A 16,680-nucleotide genomic window follows, 5' to 3' on the forward strand; every position below is an offset into this window, starting at 1 on the left:
ACGTGCCCGACACCGCACCCCGCACCCGACGACCCTTCGTCGGCCGGTGGTCGCTGCTGGCGAACCTGGCAGCGGCGACCGCGGTGGTCCGGCTGCTCGTGCTCACCCAACTCGCGTTCAACGTGGGCTTCTTCATGGTGCTGCCCTACTTGTCGGTGTACCTGTCGGAGGACCTCGGGCTGCGGGCGGCGTTCGTCGGCGCGGTGCTCGGGCTGCGGACCTTCGCCCAGCAGGGACTGTTCTTCGTCGGCGGCTCACTCGCGGATCGGTGGGGCGTGAAGCCGGTGGTCGTCACCGGGTGCGGGTGCCGGATCCTCGGCTTCGTCGGGTTGGCCTACTTCACCTCGGTGCCCGGGATCGTGGCGGCGACCGTTCTGATCGGATTCGCGGGGGCCCTGTTCTCCCCGGCGGTCGAGAGCGCGCTCGCCACCGCCGCGGGCAGTGCCACCGACGGTGGGCTGTCGCGCACGGATGCTTTCGCGCTGTTCTCGGCCTTCGGCCAGGTGGGTGCCTTCACCGGCCCGCTGCTTGGATCGGTCCTGCTGATGGCCGATTTCTCGGTCGCGTGTCTGGTCGCGGCCGCGGTCTTCGTCGCGATCCTGACGGCCCACCTGCGGTGGCTGCCCGCACGACCCGGCGCCCACGCCACCGGAACCTGGCTCGACGGCTGGCGGGAAGTGGCCGCGAACAAGACCTTCCTGCTGTTCGCCGTGGCGATGAGCTCGCAGTTGGTCGCGTACAACCAGATGTATCTGCTGCTGCCGCTGGAGGTCGAGCGCGCGTGGGGGTCGCAGGCACCGCTGGGCTGGTATTTCGCCCTGTCCTCGCTGTTCGTCGTTGTCGCCCAGCTGCCCATCACCCGCCGGGCGCGCACCGCCGCGGCCCTGCCCGCCGGTCTGACGGTGATGGCCGCCGCGTTCGGGCTGATGGCGCTGCTCGCCCCTGCGCGCCTGCACGGTGTACCCGGACTGATCCCGGCCGCCGTGTTCGTCCTGCTGCTGGCCCTCGGCCAGATGATCGTCGTCCCGGTCGCCCGGGACCTGGTCGGGCGCATCGCCTCCGAACGCCGTCTCGGGTCGTACTACGGCCTGCTCGCCTCCATCGGCGGACTCGGTGTGCTGGTCGGCTCGGTGCTCACCGGCGTCCTGGTCGACCTGATGCCCAGCACGGGCTGGGGTAGCGCCGCACCGTGGTGTGCCGTCGCCGTAGCACTTCTCGCCGGCGCGCTCGTGCTGCGGCCTGGACGATGGTAGGCCCGTTTCGACCGGCGTAGGGCCGTGAAATACCTTGGCGCGCAACCGGATGCGACCCCGGAGATCGCTCGACATGGACGCGGCCGGTGATCCGCAGGATATCCAAGATGTCGAGGAACTGCGGCTGTCGACCGGAGCGGACCCGCCGGTCGAAGGCTGTTGGGCAGCGGCGTCCGCGGGTGTCCAGTCTGTCGAGAAACGCTGATACCAAAGGTGTTTCGGAGGAACTGCGACGCGTTCGACGTCGGAGAACCAGCGTGGGAGAGCTGCGTCGAGGACGCGATCGGTGTAATCGGCGAGATCGGCGGATCGAGCGTCACGAGAGAGATCGTAGAGCGGCCGTGTGATGCACGAAGTATTTTGTGCACGGCTCTTTCGCATGCCCGCGCTCGGGGTCGCCTGCCCGACAGCGCAATACGCAGATATGGCGTACGTAGTGGACAGGTCCACTACGTACGCCATATTCCCGCACCTGAATGATTTCGCGTCGGTGACCCCCGCGTGTTCTCGTTGTCGGCTACCGGCTCCCGGTGCTGCCCCCGCCACTACCCCGGCCGCCAGGTGTAGGCACCTGGTCCCGCCCCATCTGACCGGAGGCATCGCACGGCCCGCCGTTCCTGCAACGAGAATCCTCCGCCGATGAGCCCCCGCCCCCGCCGCCGCCCAGCGAACCGGAGGGAGCAGCGACAACCGTCGACTGCGAGCTTGCGGGCGTCACTGTGGCCGCCGCGCCGACTCCCAGCAGGCCGATCGCGGCGATCATGCCGGCGGAAATTGCTGTTTTCAACTGAGTCCCCTTTGTGTTGTTCGACAAGAACATCCTGTGCGGTAGTCGCTAACGAAACCTTGACGATCGCTTAACGACGACCCGCGTACAGCGCTCGGCGACAACACTTTTCACGCGCCCGGAACTCGCTGATAGAACCGGATCGAGCACCCGCTCCCCCACGGCCGCTCCACAACACAACATCGCAGCACCCCACTGCGATTCGACAGCTTCGAACCGGCACCCACCTTCAGGCGACCGACGAATCGACGTCAGCCGCGTCCAGGCCGTCCCCACTGCCGTGTTTGCAGGTTCAGACCTCAGCTGCCGCGTGTGGGCCGCTCAGGATCTTCGTTGACCTGACCCGCCTTCCTATCGGGGTCGACCCGTTCCGCGCGCTCCCATTCCTTGTCCAGGTCGGCTCGCGATTCGGCCGCATCACTGTGATGCGCCTGAGCCTGCTGGGCGAGCTGATCGGCATGCGCGGCTTTGGCGTCGGCCTCGGCCTGCGCCGCGCGACTCCGGGCGGCGATCTCCTCCGCCCGCGCCTCTCGCTGTCCGACCTCGAGCTCTTGTTCCGCCGCCCGGTCCCGGATTCCGGCGGCCTCGACCCGTCGATGTTCACGCCGATTACGCATCAATGCACGAATGACGGCAGCAAGCACAATGACGACCACGACCGCGACCACAATTGTCACGATTACACTGGTGGTGCTCATTCTTCTACTCCTCGCATCCCCCGTGTTGTCCTTACGTCATCGGACTACCCACGAGGGGAAATGCAAACGATCAGCTGAGCGACTCGATAATGCGGTGCAGGAAGCCCCACCGTGCACATTCCGGTCGCCGTCCGCCGTATCTGCATCGCAATCGCACAATTCGCGGACACTGCCCGTAATCGCGGTCACAGCAACCTGTTTCGTAGCGCGACAGCCGATTCAGTCCGGAAGACGCGGGCATTCGACAGTGAGACAGATTGTGTTTTCAGCTGAAGGAGAGCCCATGTTCAGGAGAAGAACGCGCCGTCGCGTCCACAGATGGGGCCGCGTCGCGATGGTGGGTGCTCTCGTGTCGGCCGGTGTCGTCGCCTGTGCCACGACGACCGAGCCGCGCGGCCCCGGCGCAGACCCCGCCCCCGCCGATGCGCCGGTGATCGATCCAGCCGCCGGTGAGCAGTTGTGCGAGATGATGCGTGCCGATGTCGACAACTGGCGGCAGGAGGGCAGCGCCATGGCCCGGGTGAAGTTCAACGGCGCCGTCCACACCTGGGCGCTGCGCCACGGCGCGATCAACGTCTCCATCGCCCGCCATCGCGACGCGATCGACGCGGTCGCTCGCGAGCGCTGCCCCGACGCCCGCGAACAGATCACCCAGATCCTCGGCACCGAGGATCTCGCTTCGGGACTCGTCGGTTTCTGATTTCACGAGCGCCCACTACCGAGAACGTGCTGCCGACATTGCGGAACCGGCGCCACAGCACCAGCGGCGAGGTCGCATCGTGCTAGTCGGACTCCGGTACTGCGGTGGTGTCGTCGGGGTCGATTCGGTGGTCCGCGGCGGCGAGAGCACTGGTGAGGTCCCGGTGGATCGAGAGCCACTCGGTCATCCCGGCGAGGTCGAGGACGTGCGCGATGGTCGGGGCGGTGCGGGCGGCGACGAGGTACGTCGCGATGCCGTGCCGACTCAGATGCTGAGCCAGGTCGGCGAGGGCCATGACAGCGCGCACCGACAGGAACATGACCTGACCCAGGTCGACGACGAGATGGCCACCGACGGCGGTCTCGGCCGCGGCGGAATCGAGCAGGTTCCGCCAGCGCGGGAGGGTATAGGCGTCGACCTCCCCGCGAGCACGCAGCACGACAACCTGTCCTGCGGATTCCACGACGGCACCCAAACGACGGCAGAGATCGGCAGCCGGGTCTTCGGCTGCGGGCGAGCGGCGGGTTTCGTCGTGGCGATGGTTCAACAGGACTCGTTTCTTCGGCACCGACGGTTCAGTGCGCTGCCAGCGGTCCTGTGTGCTCAAGATCGAGCTGGTCACCATATTCCAGCATGCGGCCCCGCCACCGCCGTACCTCGTCGTGGCCCCGGCGCCCAGTTGTTCGCTATCGGTCCCGATCGGCGATCACCCTTGTTTCGCATTTCGTCTCGGTGGCCGGGGAGCGCCTGCGACACGCGATGCTCCGGAGGTCGTCACGGCGGGTGCGTCGCCGGTCCCGCAGCCGGTAGCATGCTGGCGCGGTAAACCGGAGCGCTGCTCCGGCAGTGCCGAACATTGCGTGTCTGAGGAGGGTGCGTCGTGCAGAGTCTGGATTTCGAAAGCGGCGATCTGGCCGTGACCGAGGAGTTCCTCAACAGTGCCTACACCCGCATGCAGATCGGAAATGACGGCCCACGCGAGGTGCGTACCCGGATCCGCCGAGAGGTGCTCGGCCCGATCAACTTCGACCAGCTCGACATGGGCTTCGACATGGCCTACGACGCCGACCCGCTGGGCCGGGTCTGTCTGGTGACCATCCATAGTGGGCAGATCGAGGAGATCTATCACGATTTCGGCCCCGATACCTTCGTTCCGGGACAGACGGGCATGCTCACTCCACACGACCTGCCCTACTCGGGTGTCATCAGGACCAGCCGCTTCGACGCCACCATGTTCGACCCCGCGATCCTGAACCGAGTCGCCACCGGCGCCGGCGAAGAGCGTGTACGTCTGAGCGGGCACCGGCCGGTCAGCACCACAGCCGGGCACCGGCTGCGCCGCGTGGTCGCTCACCTGCAGCAGATCGCCTCGGACCCCGATGCAGCGAACAGCCCACTCACCGTCGCGACGGCGTCGGACTATCTCGCCGCGACGGTGCTGACCACCATGCCGACGACGGCCGAGCACGAGCCCGACGCCACCGATCGCCACGACGCCCATCCCGACACCGTGCGCCGAGCCATCGCGTATATGGAGTCGCATCTGGGCGACAGAATCGCGATCACCGATGTAGCGGCGGCAACCTTCGTCACCCCGCGCGCGCTACAGCTGGCCTTCCGCCGTCATCTGGACACGACCCCGCTCGAGTACCTGCAGCGGCTGCGCCTGGCCGCAGCACACGAGCAGCTCGGCGCCGCGCTGCCGGGTGACGGTCAGACCGTCGCCACGATCGCCTACCGCTGGGGCTTCACCCATCCCGGCCGCTTCGCCACGGCCTACCGCCGCGCCTACGGGCGGCCACCACGGCAGACCCTCCGCGGGTGATCGGTCACCGCTGACGCGGACGCGGTCCGAGCTTGTTCACACCCTGGCGAACCGCATGACGACGACCGTGCCCGCCGCCGAAGTGCTGACCTCGAATTCGCTGCTGAGCGCGCGCATGATGCCCATCCCCCGCCCGCGTGCCTGATCGGTGTCCGGAGCGGGGACGACCCAGCGGCCACCGTCGGACACGACGATGTGAACGTCGGTTTCGGTGAGGGCGGCGGACAGACGAATCGTGCCGCCGTCGCCACGATGTCCGTGCTCGACGGCGTTGGTACATGCCTCACCGACGGCGAGAACTATGTCGTATGCCTCGTTCGGGTCGACAGGCACCTCGTCGAGCCACGCCTGTAGCGCGTGGCGCACGTCGGCCAACCGCGCGGCATCTGCCGCGAAATCCACCTCGAACGGTTTCACCATGTTCTCCTGCCGAGACGGGTGCGTCGTCACCTGATGCCTCCCTTTTCATCCCGACGTCGAACGGATCCGCGAGAACTCCCACGTTCTGGCAGTACCCATGCGGTCCACGGATATACCGACCCCGAGCGTGACAAGGCCCTCTCACCCCGACCCGGCGGACACGTTCGAGCCAGGGTACCCGGTGCCGCGCAACAGTTTGCGACCTGAGGGGATGAGGTAAATTGCGGGGGCAAGAATCGCTCGCAAGATTCGCCGACTCGGCGAAGCTAGAGGTAAGAGGTGGAAAAGTGGCGAATCGCGACCGAGGAGACCTCCGGTGACTGTCGAAGGCAGCTTCCGAGACCTCGACGTACAGGTACGTGCGCAGGACGAATTCGAAATCCTCACCGTGCGCGGTGAAGTGGACATGGCCTCGGCGCCCCAGTTGCAGGCGGTGCTGGAAAAGGCACAGCAGGGCGGCCGGACGCTCGTGGTCGACATGACCGAGGTCGGCTTCCTCGGCTCGGCCGGGCTCAGCGCTTTGCTGGTCGTCTCCAAGGCAGCGCCCTACCAGCTGCGGGTGGTCGCCTCCCGTGAGGTGGCCCGGCCGATCGAACTGACCGGGCTGGACAAACTGCTGGCCGTCTACGGCACCCTGGAGGCGGCGATCGCCGCCGAGCCGAACGCGCACTAGGTCCGAGGGCGCGGCTCCCGCATTCGCGGGAGCCGCACGACCTGGACGAAGAACTCGTCGATCTGCCTGATCGCGGCGATGAACTGGTCAAGATCCACCGGTTTGGTGACGTAGGCGTTGGCGTGCAGTTTGTAGCTGCGCAGAATGTCTTCCTCGGCCGCCGAGGTGGTGAGCACGACCACGGGGATGTGCGCCAGGTCCGGGTCGGCCTTGATCTTCTCCAGCACCTGCCTGCCGTCGTATTTGGGCAGGTTCAGATCCAGCAGAATCAGATCGGGGCGTGGAGCGTCGGCGTACGCACCGGTGCGGTAGATGAAGTCCAGCGCCTCCTGCCCGTCCCTGACCACGTGCAGCGTGTTACCGATCTTGTTGTCCTCGAAGGCTTCCCGCGTCATCAGTTCGTCGCCGGGGTCGTCCTCGACGAGCAGGATGTCGACCGGCTGGCCGGGATCGGTCATGCGGATACCTCGTTCTCGATGGGCAAGGCGGGGACGGCGGGCGCGGCGGCCCGCAGGGTGAAGCACAGGCGGGTACCGTCACGATAGTCGGTGTCGAGCCAGATCCGGCCGCCGTGGAACTCCACGATCTTCTTGCACACGGCCAGTCCGATGCCGGTGCCGCCGTAGGCATCTCGCGGATGCAGACGTTGGAAGATGACGAAGACCTTCTCCGCGAATTCGGCCGCTACGCCGATCCCGTTGTCCGACACCGACAACTGCCATTCCTGGGCGTCGTCGGCGCTGGGCGTGCACTCCACCCGAACCACCGGCGCCAGCCCTGGGGTGCGGAATTTGATCGCGTTGCCGATGAGGTTCTGCCACAGCATGGTCAACAGGGTCGGTTCCCCGACGAGCTCCGGCAACGCCTCCGGGCGTTCGATCACGGCCCCGGATTCCTCGATGGTCGCCGACAGGGCCGCCACGGCCTCGTCCAGCGTCTGATCGAGGCCGACCGGCTCGGTGCCCTCCGACATCCGGCCGACCCGGGAGAAGGTGAGCAGGTCGTTGATGAGGATCTGCATGCGCTTGGCGCCGTCGACAGCGAAATCGATGTACTGCTTGCCGCGCTCGTCGAGCTGGTCGCCGTAGCGCTTTTCGAGCAACTGGCAGAACGAAGCCACCTTGCGCAGCGGCTCCTGCAGGTCATGGGAGGCGACGTAGGCGAACTGCTCAAGTTCTGTGTTGGATCGGCGCAGTTCCTCGGCCTGGATGTCGAGGTCGTCCTTCTGCTGCAGCAAGGCCGCCTCCTGGACGCGCGTGGAGTCGAGCTCGGCGACGATGTGATGGCGCATGTTCTCCACCGCCTCGCAGACCAGCGCGATGTCGGAGGGACCGACCGCCTCGATGTGCGCGTCGAACTCGCCCGCTGCCACCCGCTGCGACGACTCGGTGAGATAGCGCAACGGCCGAACCACGAGTCGTCGCACCAGAACGGTCAGAAGCACCCCGGAGAGCAGGAAGACCGCCACGATGCCGGTCAGCACGACATTGCGGGTGGTGTGGGCCCGGGCCAGCTCATCGGTGTCGCGGTCGACAACCGCGGCGAGATGGTCGTTCTGCACCGCGAAACTCTCGCGCACATCGTCGAAGAGCGATTTTCTGCGGACCGCCCCGGAGGCCGCATCGACACTGGTGCCCGCACGCGAGGTCACCGCCCCGGTCGTCGGGTTGGCGACGTCGGCCTGCCACCGCTGGGCCGCGAGTTCGACCGCGGCGAGGTCGGCGAGCAACGCCGGATGGTCGGCGAGCAGCTCTCGCAGGCGCTCCACGGCGCGCGTCTGCTCCTGCCGCCCGCGGTCGTAGGGCTCGAGGAACTGCGAGTCGCCGGTGATGGCGTAGCCGCGAATACCGGTCTCCTGATTCAGCAGCGCAGCCTGGAAACGATGGGCTTCGGTAGCAGCGGGCAGGGTTTGCGTGAGCAGCCGATCGGTGACCCGGCTGGTGTGGGAGATGACCTGGGCGCCCGCGGCGGCGCCGACGATCACCACCAGGATCATCAGCGCGAACACGAGCTGGAACCAGCCCTGTGCTGTCATCTTGCCGATCAACCCCGACCGGACCGGTGTTCTGGTCGTCACTTCGTCCGCCTCATCGCATCGGACCATCGCAAGTACAGGATGGCCACGTCGTCGTCCAAACCGCCTGCCGCCAAGGAAAGTTCCGCGACCTGCCCGATCAGCGCATCGACGAAGTCCTCGGGCTGTTCGGCGGGCAGTGTCTGTGCCAGTTCGAACAGTCCGTCTTCGCCGAGTCGGGCGCTCCCGTCGCCGACGCGCCCTTCGAACAGACCATCGGTGAACAGCATCAATCCCGCGTCGTCTGCCAGGGGCACGTCGTGCGCGGGCCATTGCGCGTGGCCCGGGACGAAGCCGAGGGCAGGCCCGCCCGGTACCTCTACCCAGCTCGGTCCGGTTCCGGTGCACCGAAGCATGCCGGGGTGACCTGCGCGGCGTACCGCCACCAGTCGTGTCGCCGGGTCGAGTACCAAGCTGGTCGCGGTGGCGAAGGTTTGCTGGTCGGCGCGTTCGGCGAGCAGTACTTCCTCGAGCAGATTCAGCTGCCTGGCACCGGTGACGCCGCTGAGCACCAGCGTGCGCCACGCCAGCCGCAGGGCGACTCCGGTCGCCGCGGCATCGGGACCATGGCCGGAGACATCACCGATGATGGCGTGCACGATGCCGGTCGAGTCCTGCACCACGTCGTAGAAGTCGCCACCGAGCAATGAGTGGTCGCGACCGGGTCGATATCGCGACACCACCTCGACCACACTGTCGGCGCCCAACAGGGGCGTGGGCAGCAGTCCGCGTTCGAGTCGGGAGTTCTCCTGCGCGCGCATCTGGCTGGCTTGCAGCGCCGCGCTGGTGCGCTCGGCCTGCTTGCGCTGGATCGCGTAACGCACTGCGCGCCCGAACAATTCCGGGTCGACCCGACCCTTGACCAGGTAGTCCTGCGCACCGGAGGCCAGCGCGGACAGCCCGGTGCGCTCTTGGTCGAGGCCGGTCATCACCACGACCGCGACCTGCTCGTTCTGACCGCGGATCTCGGCCAAGGCCTCGAGCCCGTGCGCGTCGGGGAGATGCAGATCGAGCAGGACACAATCGGGGACGTCGGCGCGCAAGCGCGCGCCGGCCTCGGCCAGCGTGCGCACCCAATCCAGGCGCGGCTGCGGGGACAGATCGGCGACCATCTCCTCCACCAGCAGGGCGTCGCCGGGATCGTCCTCGACCAGCAGGATGTGGAGTTGGCGTCGCGAACCGGGACCGGCCCCGACGGCGAAGGGCTCGGCGTTCAACGCGTCACTGCGCACCACGACCACCGTCGGCACGGCCGAGAGAAGCCTGCTCGCCCCACACCAGACCTGCCCCTCTCAACCTGGACAGCACAAAACCCACGGTGTGCACGAAAGCCTCCGATCACAGGCGCCCATTGCGCAAACTGACTCCGACGGCCGGTTGCTGGACCGAAAGGTAGTACCGAGGATGCTATCCGATGACACCGACACTCATGCCCGCGCGGGAATAGCGCCCCTGTCCGCGGGCCCGGTCGCCTGTCGTGGTCCCGCGGTGCCGGGTAGGTAGATCGAGCGGGGGCTGTCAGGACGCCCGGCCCTCTCCCACTCAGTCGGAGACGGCGGGATGGGCGGGGGCCAGGAAGGTCGGAAACTGGTTGCCGACGACCGGATTCGGGGCCGTTATCGTGTCGTCTCCGTGTCGTTCGGCACTGAACAGCGACCCGGTGTACGTCGTCGCATCGGTGGCGGCCCGGTCGGCAGGCTCCGGCGCACTGCCGGACGTGGTCGCGCGTGAATCGGTCATGTGTTCCCCCTGCAATGGACGCTGCGGTGATGCCGAGCGTAGCGGCAGCCACCGACACGGTCGCCCGGTGGCTCGCCGGTATGGCGATATCCGTCCCCGTCTCGTCGGTTCGCCGCGACGGCATCCGTCACCGCCGCAGTCGGTTACGGATATTTTCGTCGAGCCGCCGGGCCTGGCCCGTACGACGGATTCGGGGATCCGGTTGCCCAACGATGGAGTTGGCGTGTGTTCGGTGGTGGCGCGGCGGATGCGCCTGGGTCAGCACTGCTGAATTTCGGGCGGGCGTCGGTTGGCCCACGGCACAGCCTCTTCGAGTTGCGCCGCCAAGCGCAGCAGCATCGCTTCGCCGCCCAGTTGCGCGGTGAATTGCACACCCATCGGAATGTTGTCGGCGGTCCAATGCAGTGGCAGCGACAGAGCTGGGCGTCCCGTCACGTTGGCCAACTGCGTGTACGGGATCCAACTCAGGTTGCTGTGCACGAGCTGATCGGTCAGTGCGGAATGCCGCAGCAAGCCCGCGGTCCCCGTCTTCAGAAGCAACTCGCCGGCCAGGCGCAGTGACCGCTGTGTGTCGAACGAGCCGATTCGGGGCGGGAGGTCTGCCAGCGTCGGTGTCAACAGCAGGTCATAGCTGTCGAAGTAGGTCGACAGCCGCCGCGCGTGATCATGGCGACGCATGACGGCATCGACATAATCCACGCTGCTGTGGGCCCGTCCCAGCGCGGCCATCAGGCGGGTGTCGAATTCGAACCCTTCTTCGCCACAACCGGATCGGCGCTTGGCGTCGGCGACTTCCCACGCCAAATAGGTGAACCAGGTCGACAGGAAGTCCTGGGCCAACGCTCGGTCGTCGACCGGTGGATCGTCGAGGATCTCGACGGTGTGCTGTAAGTCGGTGAGCGCCTCGACCGTAGCGTCGACGGCCGCTCGTGCCTCCGGATGAGGCGAGGAGTTGATGGCCGAGGAAACACCGACTCCGATTCTCAGTCGCCCCGGGTCGGCGCCGACCTGCGAGAGGAATGTCTCTGCCGGAACGGCGGGAAGATAGGGACCACTGAGTTCGCCGCCTTTGAGGACATCGAGCATCGCGGCCGTGTCACGCACCGAGCGGGACACCACACCCTGGACCGCAGCCCCGTGCATGGCTTCGCCGACCTCGGGCCCAGAGGGAAGCAGTCCTCGCCCCGGCTTGAGGCCGACGAGTCCGCAACAGGCGGCGGGGATGCGAATGGAACCGCCGCCGTCGTTGGCTCCGGCCACGGGCACGATTCCGGCGGCCACCGCCGCGGCCGAACCCCCGGACGAGCCGCCAGGCGTCCGATGGAGATTCCAGGGGTTGCGGGCGGGTCCGAACAGCTCGGGCTCGGTGACCCCTTTGGCGCCGAATTCGGGGGTGTTGGTCTTGCCGAAGATGACGAGGCCCGCATCGATCCATCTCCGCACCACCGTCGAATGCTCGCGGGCCGGGATCCGCGCCAACGAGCGAGACCCGTTGCTGGTGGGTAGGCCCGCGTAGTCCTGCGCGATGTCTTTGATCAGAAAAGGCACGCCCGCGAAAGGACCGGTCAGTTCCTGGGTGACGCGACGATCCGCCTCGGCGTCCATGAATCGGATGATCGCGTTGAGGCGGCCGTTCGCCGTTTCGGCCTGGCGCCGAGCGACGTCGAGTAGTTCGTCGGCCGTCACCTCACCAGCTTTGACAAGGTGAGCTAGTCCCAGAGCGTCGAAGCTCCGGTATTCGTCGATCCGCATACCGCGCGATCATAGCCGTACCAATCGGTTAGGCAAACCGATTGGTACGGCATTTGTGCCGATCTCCGACGTGCGATCGGGCCGACTACGTCAGGCCCGCCGAGGTTGATGCATCATCGCGATCGCCGTATCGAACGCCGCGTCGATACGAGCGCGATCTCCGGTCAGGAGCAGGTCCAACTGCAGTCCGCGGATCTGCCCCAAGACGAGGGTGGCGATGCTGCGCGCCTCACTCGAAGGCCAACCATCGGCACACAAGCGTTCCTCGATCGGGATCAGCCAGTCGTCGACGATCGACGGCGCCAACGCTTGCGCATCGGTGGGAACGCGTGCCACACGACCTACCAGCTGGAACAGCAGAATGAACTGGCGCTGTTCCTTGGGCTCACACAACCTCGTCCACACCATGCGCACCAGTTCGGCAGCCGACGTCGCGGTGTTGAAGTGCTCGTCGTGCTGCCAGGAGGTGACGAAGTCGCCACGGATCTTTTCTCCGACATGCAACAGCAGCTCGTTTTTCGACTTGAAGTGACGCAGCAGTGTCGCGTGCGATACCCCGAGTGCTGCGGCAACAGGCCGCAGGGACACATCGTCGATACCGTGATCGAGCACGTACTCCGTGACCGCGGCCAGCAATTCGGGTCGGCGATCCCGATACCGCAGCGTGCGCCCGTCCACTCGACTGTCAGTCATCGATGTCGATCGTAGAGCGCGCCCGGTCCGGCGAGGTGAGCGGATGTGCGCGCACACCCACGGGCAGCCGCCGATCGCGGTCGTGCCCCGACCGAGCAGACCTGTCACCGGCACCGTGCACAATCGCCGCGCGACCGATCGACCGATATCGAAAGCTTTTCTGCAATTAACTATTCGGAGTAAATATCTAATTACAGATAATGATATTCACGACATACTCGGATCAGCGATTTCGACCACAGAAAGATGGGGGCGGGTTATATTTTTTGAACACCCTTTTTGCGGTTGGACATCCCGTCGTACCGCTGCTCGACATTTCCTGGAGATCGCCATGAGATCGACATCGTCCCTGTTTCGCGCCGGCCTTCTTGCTCCGGTTGCCGTCGCTACTGTCTTTTGTTTGGCCGCACCGGTGAATGCTGCGCCCGTCAGCGTCAACTGGAACTGCCGGGGCACCGTCTTCGGTATCAGCCAAACCTCGAACATGAACACCTCGGTGACCGGCACCGCGCCGAGCTCGGCGGCGTCGGGTTCCGCGGTGGCCATCACCATCACACCGGGCGCCTCGTCGGTTCCCAGTTCGGCTTCCGGCTTCACCGTGAACAACATCAGCAACCTGAAGATGACCATTCCGACTCCCGCGAATTCGACAGTGGTCTCGGCTACCGCCTCCGGTGGCACCGTGGCAGGCACCGTCGCCACCTCGGGCGGGAATGTCGTCCTGACCGTGCCGGGCCCGATCGCAGGCGGTACCAGCTTCACCCCGCCCGCGGTGACCATCAACGTCACCGCCGGCGCTGCCGGAACGTCGATCACCAGCAAGTACGCGGGGACCAGCTACACCAGTCCCGGCATGACCATGACGACCAATGTCTCATTTGTCGGCAATGTCGCGACCTCGTGTTACCCCAACCCGTCCCCGACCCTCACCACCACTTCTGTCACCTGAGCCCGTACAGGGCCACGGCGTGATGGCCGACGCCCTGCGGTGAACAGCCCGTGGTGAACAGCCTGGGCCGGGTTGTCCGAGCAACCCGGCCCAGACTCACCTCAGCTGGTCCGGGCAGGCGTTGTTGCCGATAGTGGTTGCCCTGCTTGAGGTTTGGCATCGGGCAGCCGCGTCGACCGAATACTCCGATGCGCAGTATCGCCCGGCCGCCGTGTCGTACAGTGCATGTCCGACACAGCCACGGCCGCTTCGACGGCCGGTGCGGTGCCGCTTTCGTGATGTTCGTCAGCCGCGGTTCGGGCCGACGACCAATCGAATGACAGGAGCCAAGATGCCCGCTTCGAACGCCCGGCGGCGATCCCTCCTGCACGCAGGGAAACAATGGCACGCACTCGCGATTTCCCGGCCGCCGCACTCGATCCCCATCGAGTCCACCGATCCCCCCGATTGCCCCGATTGCCCCGATTGCCCCGATTGCCCCGAACAGAATCCGGCACTCGGCCACCGAGCACGCCCCGACGGGTGAGTTCTGCCGAGCGGTTGTCTGTTTCAAGTGATCGATGGGAAAGCCCGTGTGCCCGACAACAAGCGAACCCGCCCGGATCTCGGTCGAGCTCAAAAGGGCGCTGGAGTTCTATCACGGAACCGTCGAAGATCTGATCCGCGAATTGATCAGAGTGCTCGGCGTGAACGAGACCGATCGGCGCGCGCTGGAGATAGTGCTGCTCGAGGACGAGAAGTCCACGACACCGGGAAGGCTGGCCGAAAAGCTCGGCCTCACCGCCGCGGGCGTCACGATCATGCTCAACCGACTGGAGAAACAAGGCTATATAGCCCGCACCCTGCACCCGACCGATCGTCGTCGCGTGATTGTGGTGGCCACCGAACTCGCGGCCCATCGTATACAGGAACTCGTCGTGCCCATGATCGTCGAGAGCTACAAGATGTTGCTGAGCTATTACGACACCTCCGAACTCGAAATAATCGCGGACTTTCTCACCCGTGCGGGCGAACTGCAACGAATCCACCGGCAACGGCTGCGCGATGTGGACCCCTACTCGAGACCCTGAAAAAGGGAATCACGACGCCTACCGGATTCGATGTTCGACCCTCGGTCTTCTTTCGACGGACGGAAGGCGGGCTGGTCACTTCTTTCACAGTCTGTGCCGTCCGGAGTATCGCCACCGGTTCCCAGCGGTCGGCGACTTCCGAGGAGAAAGCAGGAGTTGAATGCAACCCGTCGACAACAGCGACGACCCGGCGGCGGAGCCGGTCAGCGATACCGAACCTCGAACCCCGATCCCGCCGCGGCACGGCCGGCCCGCCGCGGCCACATCGCCCGCTCGGTTCCGACGACAGCTGTCGCGAGCGGGCGTCGCGGCAGCTGTGATGACCACGGCGATCGGGATAACGATCATGGTGCGGGCGGATTCGAGCCCGCCGATGCGGGTGAACAACACGGAGACGTTCTCGGGCGCACCCACCCGACAAACCTCCGAGTACAGCGCCGCCCGAAGCCGGTCCGACCTGGCCGACACGAACATTACCTCCGGCGAGTCCGACCACCACATACACGTCACCGGAGGTGTCCACAACGCCCGCGGCACGGACGACCCCATCGACGCCGTCCACGACGACCACAGCTCCGTCGACGACCACAGCTCCGTCGACGACTCTGCGCCCGACCCCGACCGAGTCGGCGCGGCCGACTCAGTCGATCGCGCATCCACCGGCCACCTCACCACGGGCGGCGGGTAGGTCGACCCCAGGGTGACGTGAACGGTGGTCATCCCTTCGCCGACATCTGCTCCGGTCGATCCGGCTGAGCGGTGGGGTCGAGGACTATTTTGACGGCCCCGTCGGTCTTGTGCTGGAACATCTCGTACGCCTCGGGCGCGGCGGCGAGCGGGAGGCGATGGGTGGCAAAGGTTTCCACGCCGAGCGGGTCGTCGTCGACCAGCAGCGGCATGATGTCGTCGGCCCATCGCTTGACATTGGCCTGACCCATGCGGAGCTGGATCTGCTTGTCGAACAGGACTCGCATCGGGAGTGGGTCGAGCATGCCGCCATAGACACCGACCAGGGATATCGTGCCGCCCCGTCGGACGATATCGATCGCCGACTGGAAGGCAGCCAAGCGATCCACGCCGACGGTGTTCATGAGCTTTTCCGCCACCGCGTCCGGGAGGAGCGTGGCCGACCATTGCGCGGTGGCGGCTACCGGGGAGCCGTGGGCTTCCATTCCGACCGCGTCGATCACCGCATCGGTGCCGCGTCCCTGGGTGGCGTCGCGGATGATGTCGGCGACCTTGCCGCCCGCGGCGTCCAAGTCGATGGTCTCGACCCCGAATCGCGCCGCGCGGGCGAGCCGTTCGGGTACTCGATCGACCCCGAAGATCTTCAGGTCGCGCTGCGCCGCGACCCGGCAGGCCATGTCGCCGATCGGGCCCAGACCCAGCACGGTGAGTGAGCCGCCCTCGGGCACCTGCGCGTATTCGACGGCTTGCCAAGCGGTGGGCAGCACGTCGGACAGGTAGAGGAATCGGGTGTCGTCCGGGCCAGGGGGGACTTTGATGTGGGTGAAGTCGGCGTGCGGTACTCGCAGATACTCCGCCTGACCGCCCGCGACCTGGCCGTAGAGTTTGGAGTAGCCGAACAGCGCCGCACCGCTGCCCTGTTCACGCACCTGCGTTGTCTCACACTGGGTCATCAGGCCGAGGTCGCACATATAGCAGTGACCACAGCTGATCTGGAACGGAACCACGATGCGATCGCCGACGGCGAGGTCGGTGATCGCCGACCCGACTTCCTCGACGATGCCGATCGGCTCGTGTCCGAGTATGTCGCCTTCGCTCATGTAGGCGCCCAGTACCTCGTACAGATGCAGATCCGAGCCGCAGATCGCGGTCGAAGTGACCCGGATGACAGCGTCGGTGGCGGCCTCGATCCGGGGATCGGGCACCGTGTCCACAGCGACTTTACGTTTGCCTTGCCACGTGACTGCCTTCATCGCTACCTCTACTTGTCGTCGGAGAACGCTCGATATCGACACAGCCGCACAGGCGGTGCCTACCCGGTCCGGGCCGGGCCAATCCGGATCAACGAGCCGGCTCATC

18 protein-coding genes are annotated in these 16,680 nt (G+C 66.2%); 7 read left to right on the forward strand and 11 right to left on the reverse strand.

The genetic code is table 11. The features are described from left to right. Nucleotides 1-2 precede the first annotated feature (2 nt). Nucleotides 3-1,253: an MFS transporter gene (locus tag ACFWUR_RS14525; RefSeq protein WP_378906825.1), complete on the forward strand. Its 1,251-nt coding sequence runs from the start codon at nt 3-5 to the stop codon at nt 1,251-1,253. Between the two features lie 1,086 nt (nt 1,254-2,339). Here the strand turns inward: ACFWUR_RS14525 and ACFWUR_RS14530 are convergent. Then, on the reverse strand, nt 2,340-2,708 hold the full coding sequence (locus ACFWUR_RS14530; protein WP_378906826.1) for a hypothetical protein: 369 nt from the start codon (nt 2,706-2,708) through the stop codon (nt 2,340-2,342). Nucleotides 2,709-3,021: 313 nt separating this feature from the next. Between ACFWUR_RS14530 and ACFWUR_RS14535 the strand changes: the two genes are divergently transcribed. Then, complete coding sequence (locus ACFWUR_RS14535; RefSeq protein WP_378906828.1) at nt 3,022-3,438, forward strand: hypothetical protein; 417 nt, start codon at nt 3,022-3,024, stop codon at nt 3,436-3,438. Between the two features lie 82 nt (nt 3,439-3,520). Here the strand turns inward: ACFWUR_RS14535 and ACFWUR_RS14540 are convergent, their stop codons facing one another. Continuing rightward, complete coding sequence (locus tag ACFWUR_RS14540) at nt 3,521-4,060, reverse strand: anti-sigma factor antagonist (protein WP_378906830.1); 540 nt, start codon at nt 4,058-4,060, stop codon at nt 3,521-3,523. Nucleotides 4,061-4,318: 258 nt separating this feature from the next. Here ACFWUR_RS14540 and ACFWUR_RS14545 point away from each other — a divergent pair, with 258 nt between their 5' ends. Continuing rightward, nucleotides 4,319-5,263 (forward strand): helix-turn-helix domain-containing protein, encoded by a 945-nt coding sequence (locus ACFWUR_RS14545; RefSeq protein WP_378906832.1) that lies wholly within the window; start codon nt 4,319-4,321, stop codon nt 5,261-5,263. A gap of 36 nt (nt 5,264-5,299) precedes the next feature. Here the strand turns inward: ACFWUR_RS14545 and ACFWUR_RS14550 are convergent, their stop codons facing one another. After that, entirely contained in the window at nt 5,300-5,713 is a 414-nt protein-coding gene (locus ACFWUR_RS14550) for an ATP-binding protein (RefSeq protein ID WP_378906834.1), read from the reverse strand. Between the two features lie 286 nt (nt 5,714-5,999). Between ACFWUR_RS14550 and ACFWUR_RS14555 the strand changes: the two genes are divergently transcribed. Further along, nucleotides 6,000-6,356, forward strand: coding sequence for an STAS domain-containing protein (locus tag ACFWUR_RS14555; RefSeq protein ID WP_378906836.1), 357 nt, complete (start codon nt 6,000-6,002; stop codon nt 6,354-6,356). On the opposite strand, the gene ACFWUR_RS14560 is transcribed toward ACFWUR_RS14555, so the two are convergent. From ACFWUR_RS14560 to ACFWUR_RS14590, 7 genes are all read right to left on the reverse strand, one after another. Further along, entirely contained in the window at nt 6,353-6,814 is a 462-nt protein-coding gene (locus tag ACFWUR_RS14560) for a response regulator (protein ID WP_378906838.1), read from the reverse strand. The genes ACFWUR_RS14555 and ACFWUR_RS14560 overlap by 4 nt on opposite strands. Then, nucleotides 6,811-8,391, reverse strand: coding sequence for a CHASE3 domain-containing protein (locus ACFWUR_RS14565; RefSeq protein ID WP_378906899.1), 1,581 nt, complete (start codon nt 8,389-8,391; stop codon nt 6,811-6,813). Before ACFWUR_RS14565 ends, ACFWUR_RS14560 begins: the two co-directional genes overlap by 4 nt. Nucleotides 8,392-8,429: 38 nt before the next feature. Beyond that, nucleotides 8,430-9,647, reverse strand: a complete 1,218-nt coding sequence (locus ACFWUR_RS14570; RefSeq protein WP_378906901.1) for a PP2C family protein-serine/threonine phosphatase — start codon at nt 9,645-9,647, stop codon at nt 8,430-8,432. Nucleotides 9,648-9,972: 325 nt separating this feature from the next. Then, complete coding sequence (locus tag ACFWUR_RS14575) at nt 9,973-10,170, reverse strand: hypothetical protein (protein ID WP_378906840.1); 198 nt, start codon at nt 10,168-10,170, stop codon at nt 9,973-9,975. Nucleotides 10,171-10,428: 258 nt separating this feature from the next. After that, nucleotides 10,429-11,922, reverse strand: a complete 1,494-nt coding sequence (locus ACFWUR_RS14580; RefSeq protein ID WP_378906842.1) for an amidase — start codon at nt 11,920-11,922, stop codon at nt 10,429-10,431. A 90-nt stretch (nt 11,923-12,012) separates the two neighbouring features. After that, on the reverse strand, nt 12,013-12,615 hold the full coding sequence (locus ACFWUR_RS14585; RefSeq protein ID WP_378906844.1) for a TetR/AcrR family transcriptional regulator: 603 nt from the start codon (nt 12,613-12,615) through the stop codon (nt 12,013-12,015). A 207-nt stretch (nt 12,616-12,822) separates the two neighbouring features. Continuing rightward, nucleotides 12,823-13,245, reverse strand: coding sequence for a hypothetical protein (locus ACFWUR_RS14590; protein ID WP_378906846.1), 423 nt, complete (start codon nt 13,243-13,245; stop codon nt 12,823-12,825). On the opposite strand from ACFWUR_RS14590, the gene ACFWUR_RS14595 reads away from it, so the two are divergent. The 3 genes from ACFWUR_RS14595 to ACFWUR_RS14605 all read left to right on the forward strand — a co-directional run bounded on the left by ACFWUR_RS14595 (nt 13,238) and on the right by ACFWUR_RS14605 (nt 15,322). Then, nucleotides 13,238-13,564 carry a hypothetical protein gene (locus tag ACFWUR_RS14595; RefSeq protein ID WP_378906848.1) on the forward strand — a complete coding sequence of 109 codons (327 nt, stop codon included), beginning with the start codon at nt 13,238-13,240 and terminating at the stop codon, nt 13,562-13,564. The genes ACFWUR_RS14590 and ACFWUR_RS14595 overlap by 8 nt on opposite strands. Nucleotides 13,565-14,124: 560 nt before the next feature. After that, nucleotides 14,125-14,634 (forward strand): MarR family winged helix-turn-helix transcriptional regulator, encoded by a 510-nt coding sequence (locus tag ACFWUR_RS14600; RefSeq protein WP_378906850.1) that lies wholly within the window; start codon nt 14,125-14,127, stop codon nt 14,632-14,634. Between the two features lie 160 nt (nt 14,635-14,794). After that, nucleotides 14,795-15,322 carry a hypothetical protein gene (locus tag ACFWUR_RS14605; RefSeq protein WP_378906852.1) on the forward strand — a complete coding sequence of 176 codons (528 nt, stop codon included), beginning with the start codon at nt 14,795-14,797 and terminating at the stop codon, nt 15,320-15,322. Between the two features lie 28 nt (nt 15,323-15,350). Here the strand turns inward: ACFWUR_RS14605 and ACFWUR_RS14610 are convergent, their stop codons facing one another. Further along, nucleotides 15,351-16,574, reverse strand: a complete 1,224-nt coding sequence (locus ACFWUR_RS14610; RefSeq protein WP_378906854.1) for an alcohol dehydrogenase catalytic domain-containing protein — start codon at nt 16,572-16,574, stop codon at nt 15,351-15,353. Nucleotides 16,575-16,680: the final 106 nt, after the last annotated feature.

The organism is Nocardia sp. NPDC058633, assembly GCF_042717045.1.
Lineage (GTDB): Bacteria > Actinomycetota > Actinomycetes > Mycobacteriales > Mycobacteriaceae > Nocardia.

Excerpts from the sequence above, each read along its gene's own strand:
- ACFWUR_RS14535 (WP_378906828.1), top strand. The coding sequence starts at position 3,022 with ATGTTCAGGAGAAGAACGCGCCGTCGCGTCCACAGATGGGGCCGCGTC.
- ACFWUR_RS14560 (WP_378906838.1), bottom strand. The coding sequence starts at position 6,814 with ATGACCGATCCCGGCCAGCCGGTCGACATCCTGCTCGTCGAGGACGAC.
- ACFWUR_RS14565 (WP_378906899.1), bottom strand. The coding sequence starts at position 8,391 with ATGACAGCACAGGGCTGGTTCCAGCTCGTGTTCGCGCTGATGATCCTG.
- ACFWUR_RS14575 (WP_378906840.1), bottom strand. The coding sequence starts at position 10,170 with ATGACCGATTCACGCGCGACCACGTCCGGCAGTGCGCCGGAGCCTGCC.
- ACFWUR_RS14580 (WP_378906842.1), bottom strand. The coding sequence starts at position 11,922 with ATGCGGATCGACGAATACCGGAGCTTCGACGCTCTGGGACTAGCTCAC.
- ACFWUR_RS14585 (WP_378906844.1), bottom strand. The coding sequence starts at position 12,615 with ATGACTGACAGTCGAGTGGACGGGCGCACGCTGCGGTATCGGGATCGC.
- ACFWUR_RS14595 (WP_378906848.1), top strand. The coding sequence starts at position 13,238 with ATGACCATTCCGACTCCCGCGAATTCGACAGTGGTCTCGGCTACCGCC.
- ACFWUR_RS14590 (WP_378906846.1), bottom strand. The coding sequence starts at position 13,245 with ATGGTCATCTTCAGGTTGCTGATGTTGTTCACGGTGAAGCCGGAAGCC.
- ACFWUR_RS14600 (WP_378906850.1), top strand. The coding sequence starts at position 14,125 with ATGGGAAAGCCCGTGTGCCCGACAACAAGCGAACCCGCCCGGATCTCG.
- ACFWUR_RS14605 (WP_378906852.1), top strand. The coding sequence starts at position 14,795 with ATGCAACCCGTCGACAACAGCGACGACCCGGCGGCGGAGCCGGTCAGC.
- ACFWUR_RS14610 (WP_378906854.1), bottom strand. The coding sequence starts at position 16,574 with ATGAAGGCAGTCACGTGGCAAGGCAAACGTAAAGTCGCTGTGGACACG.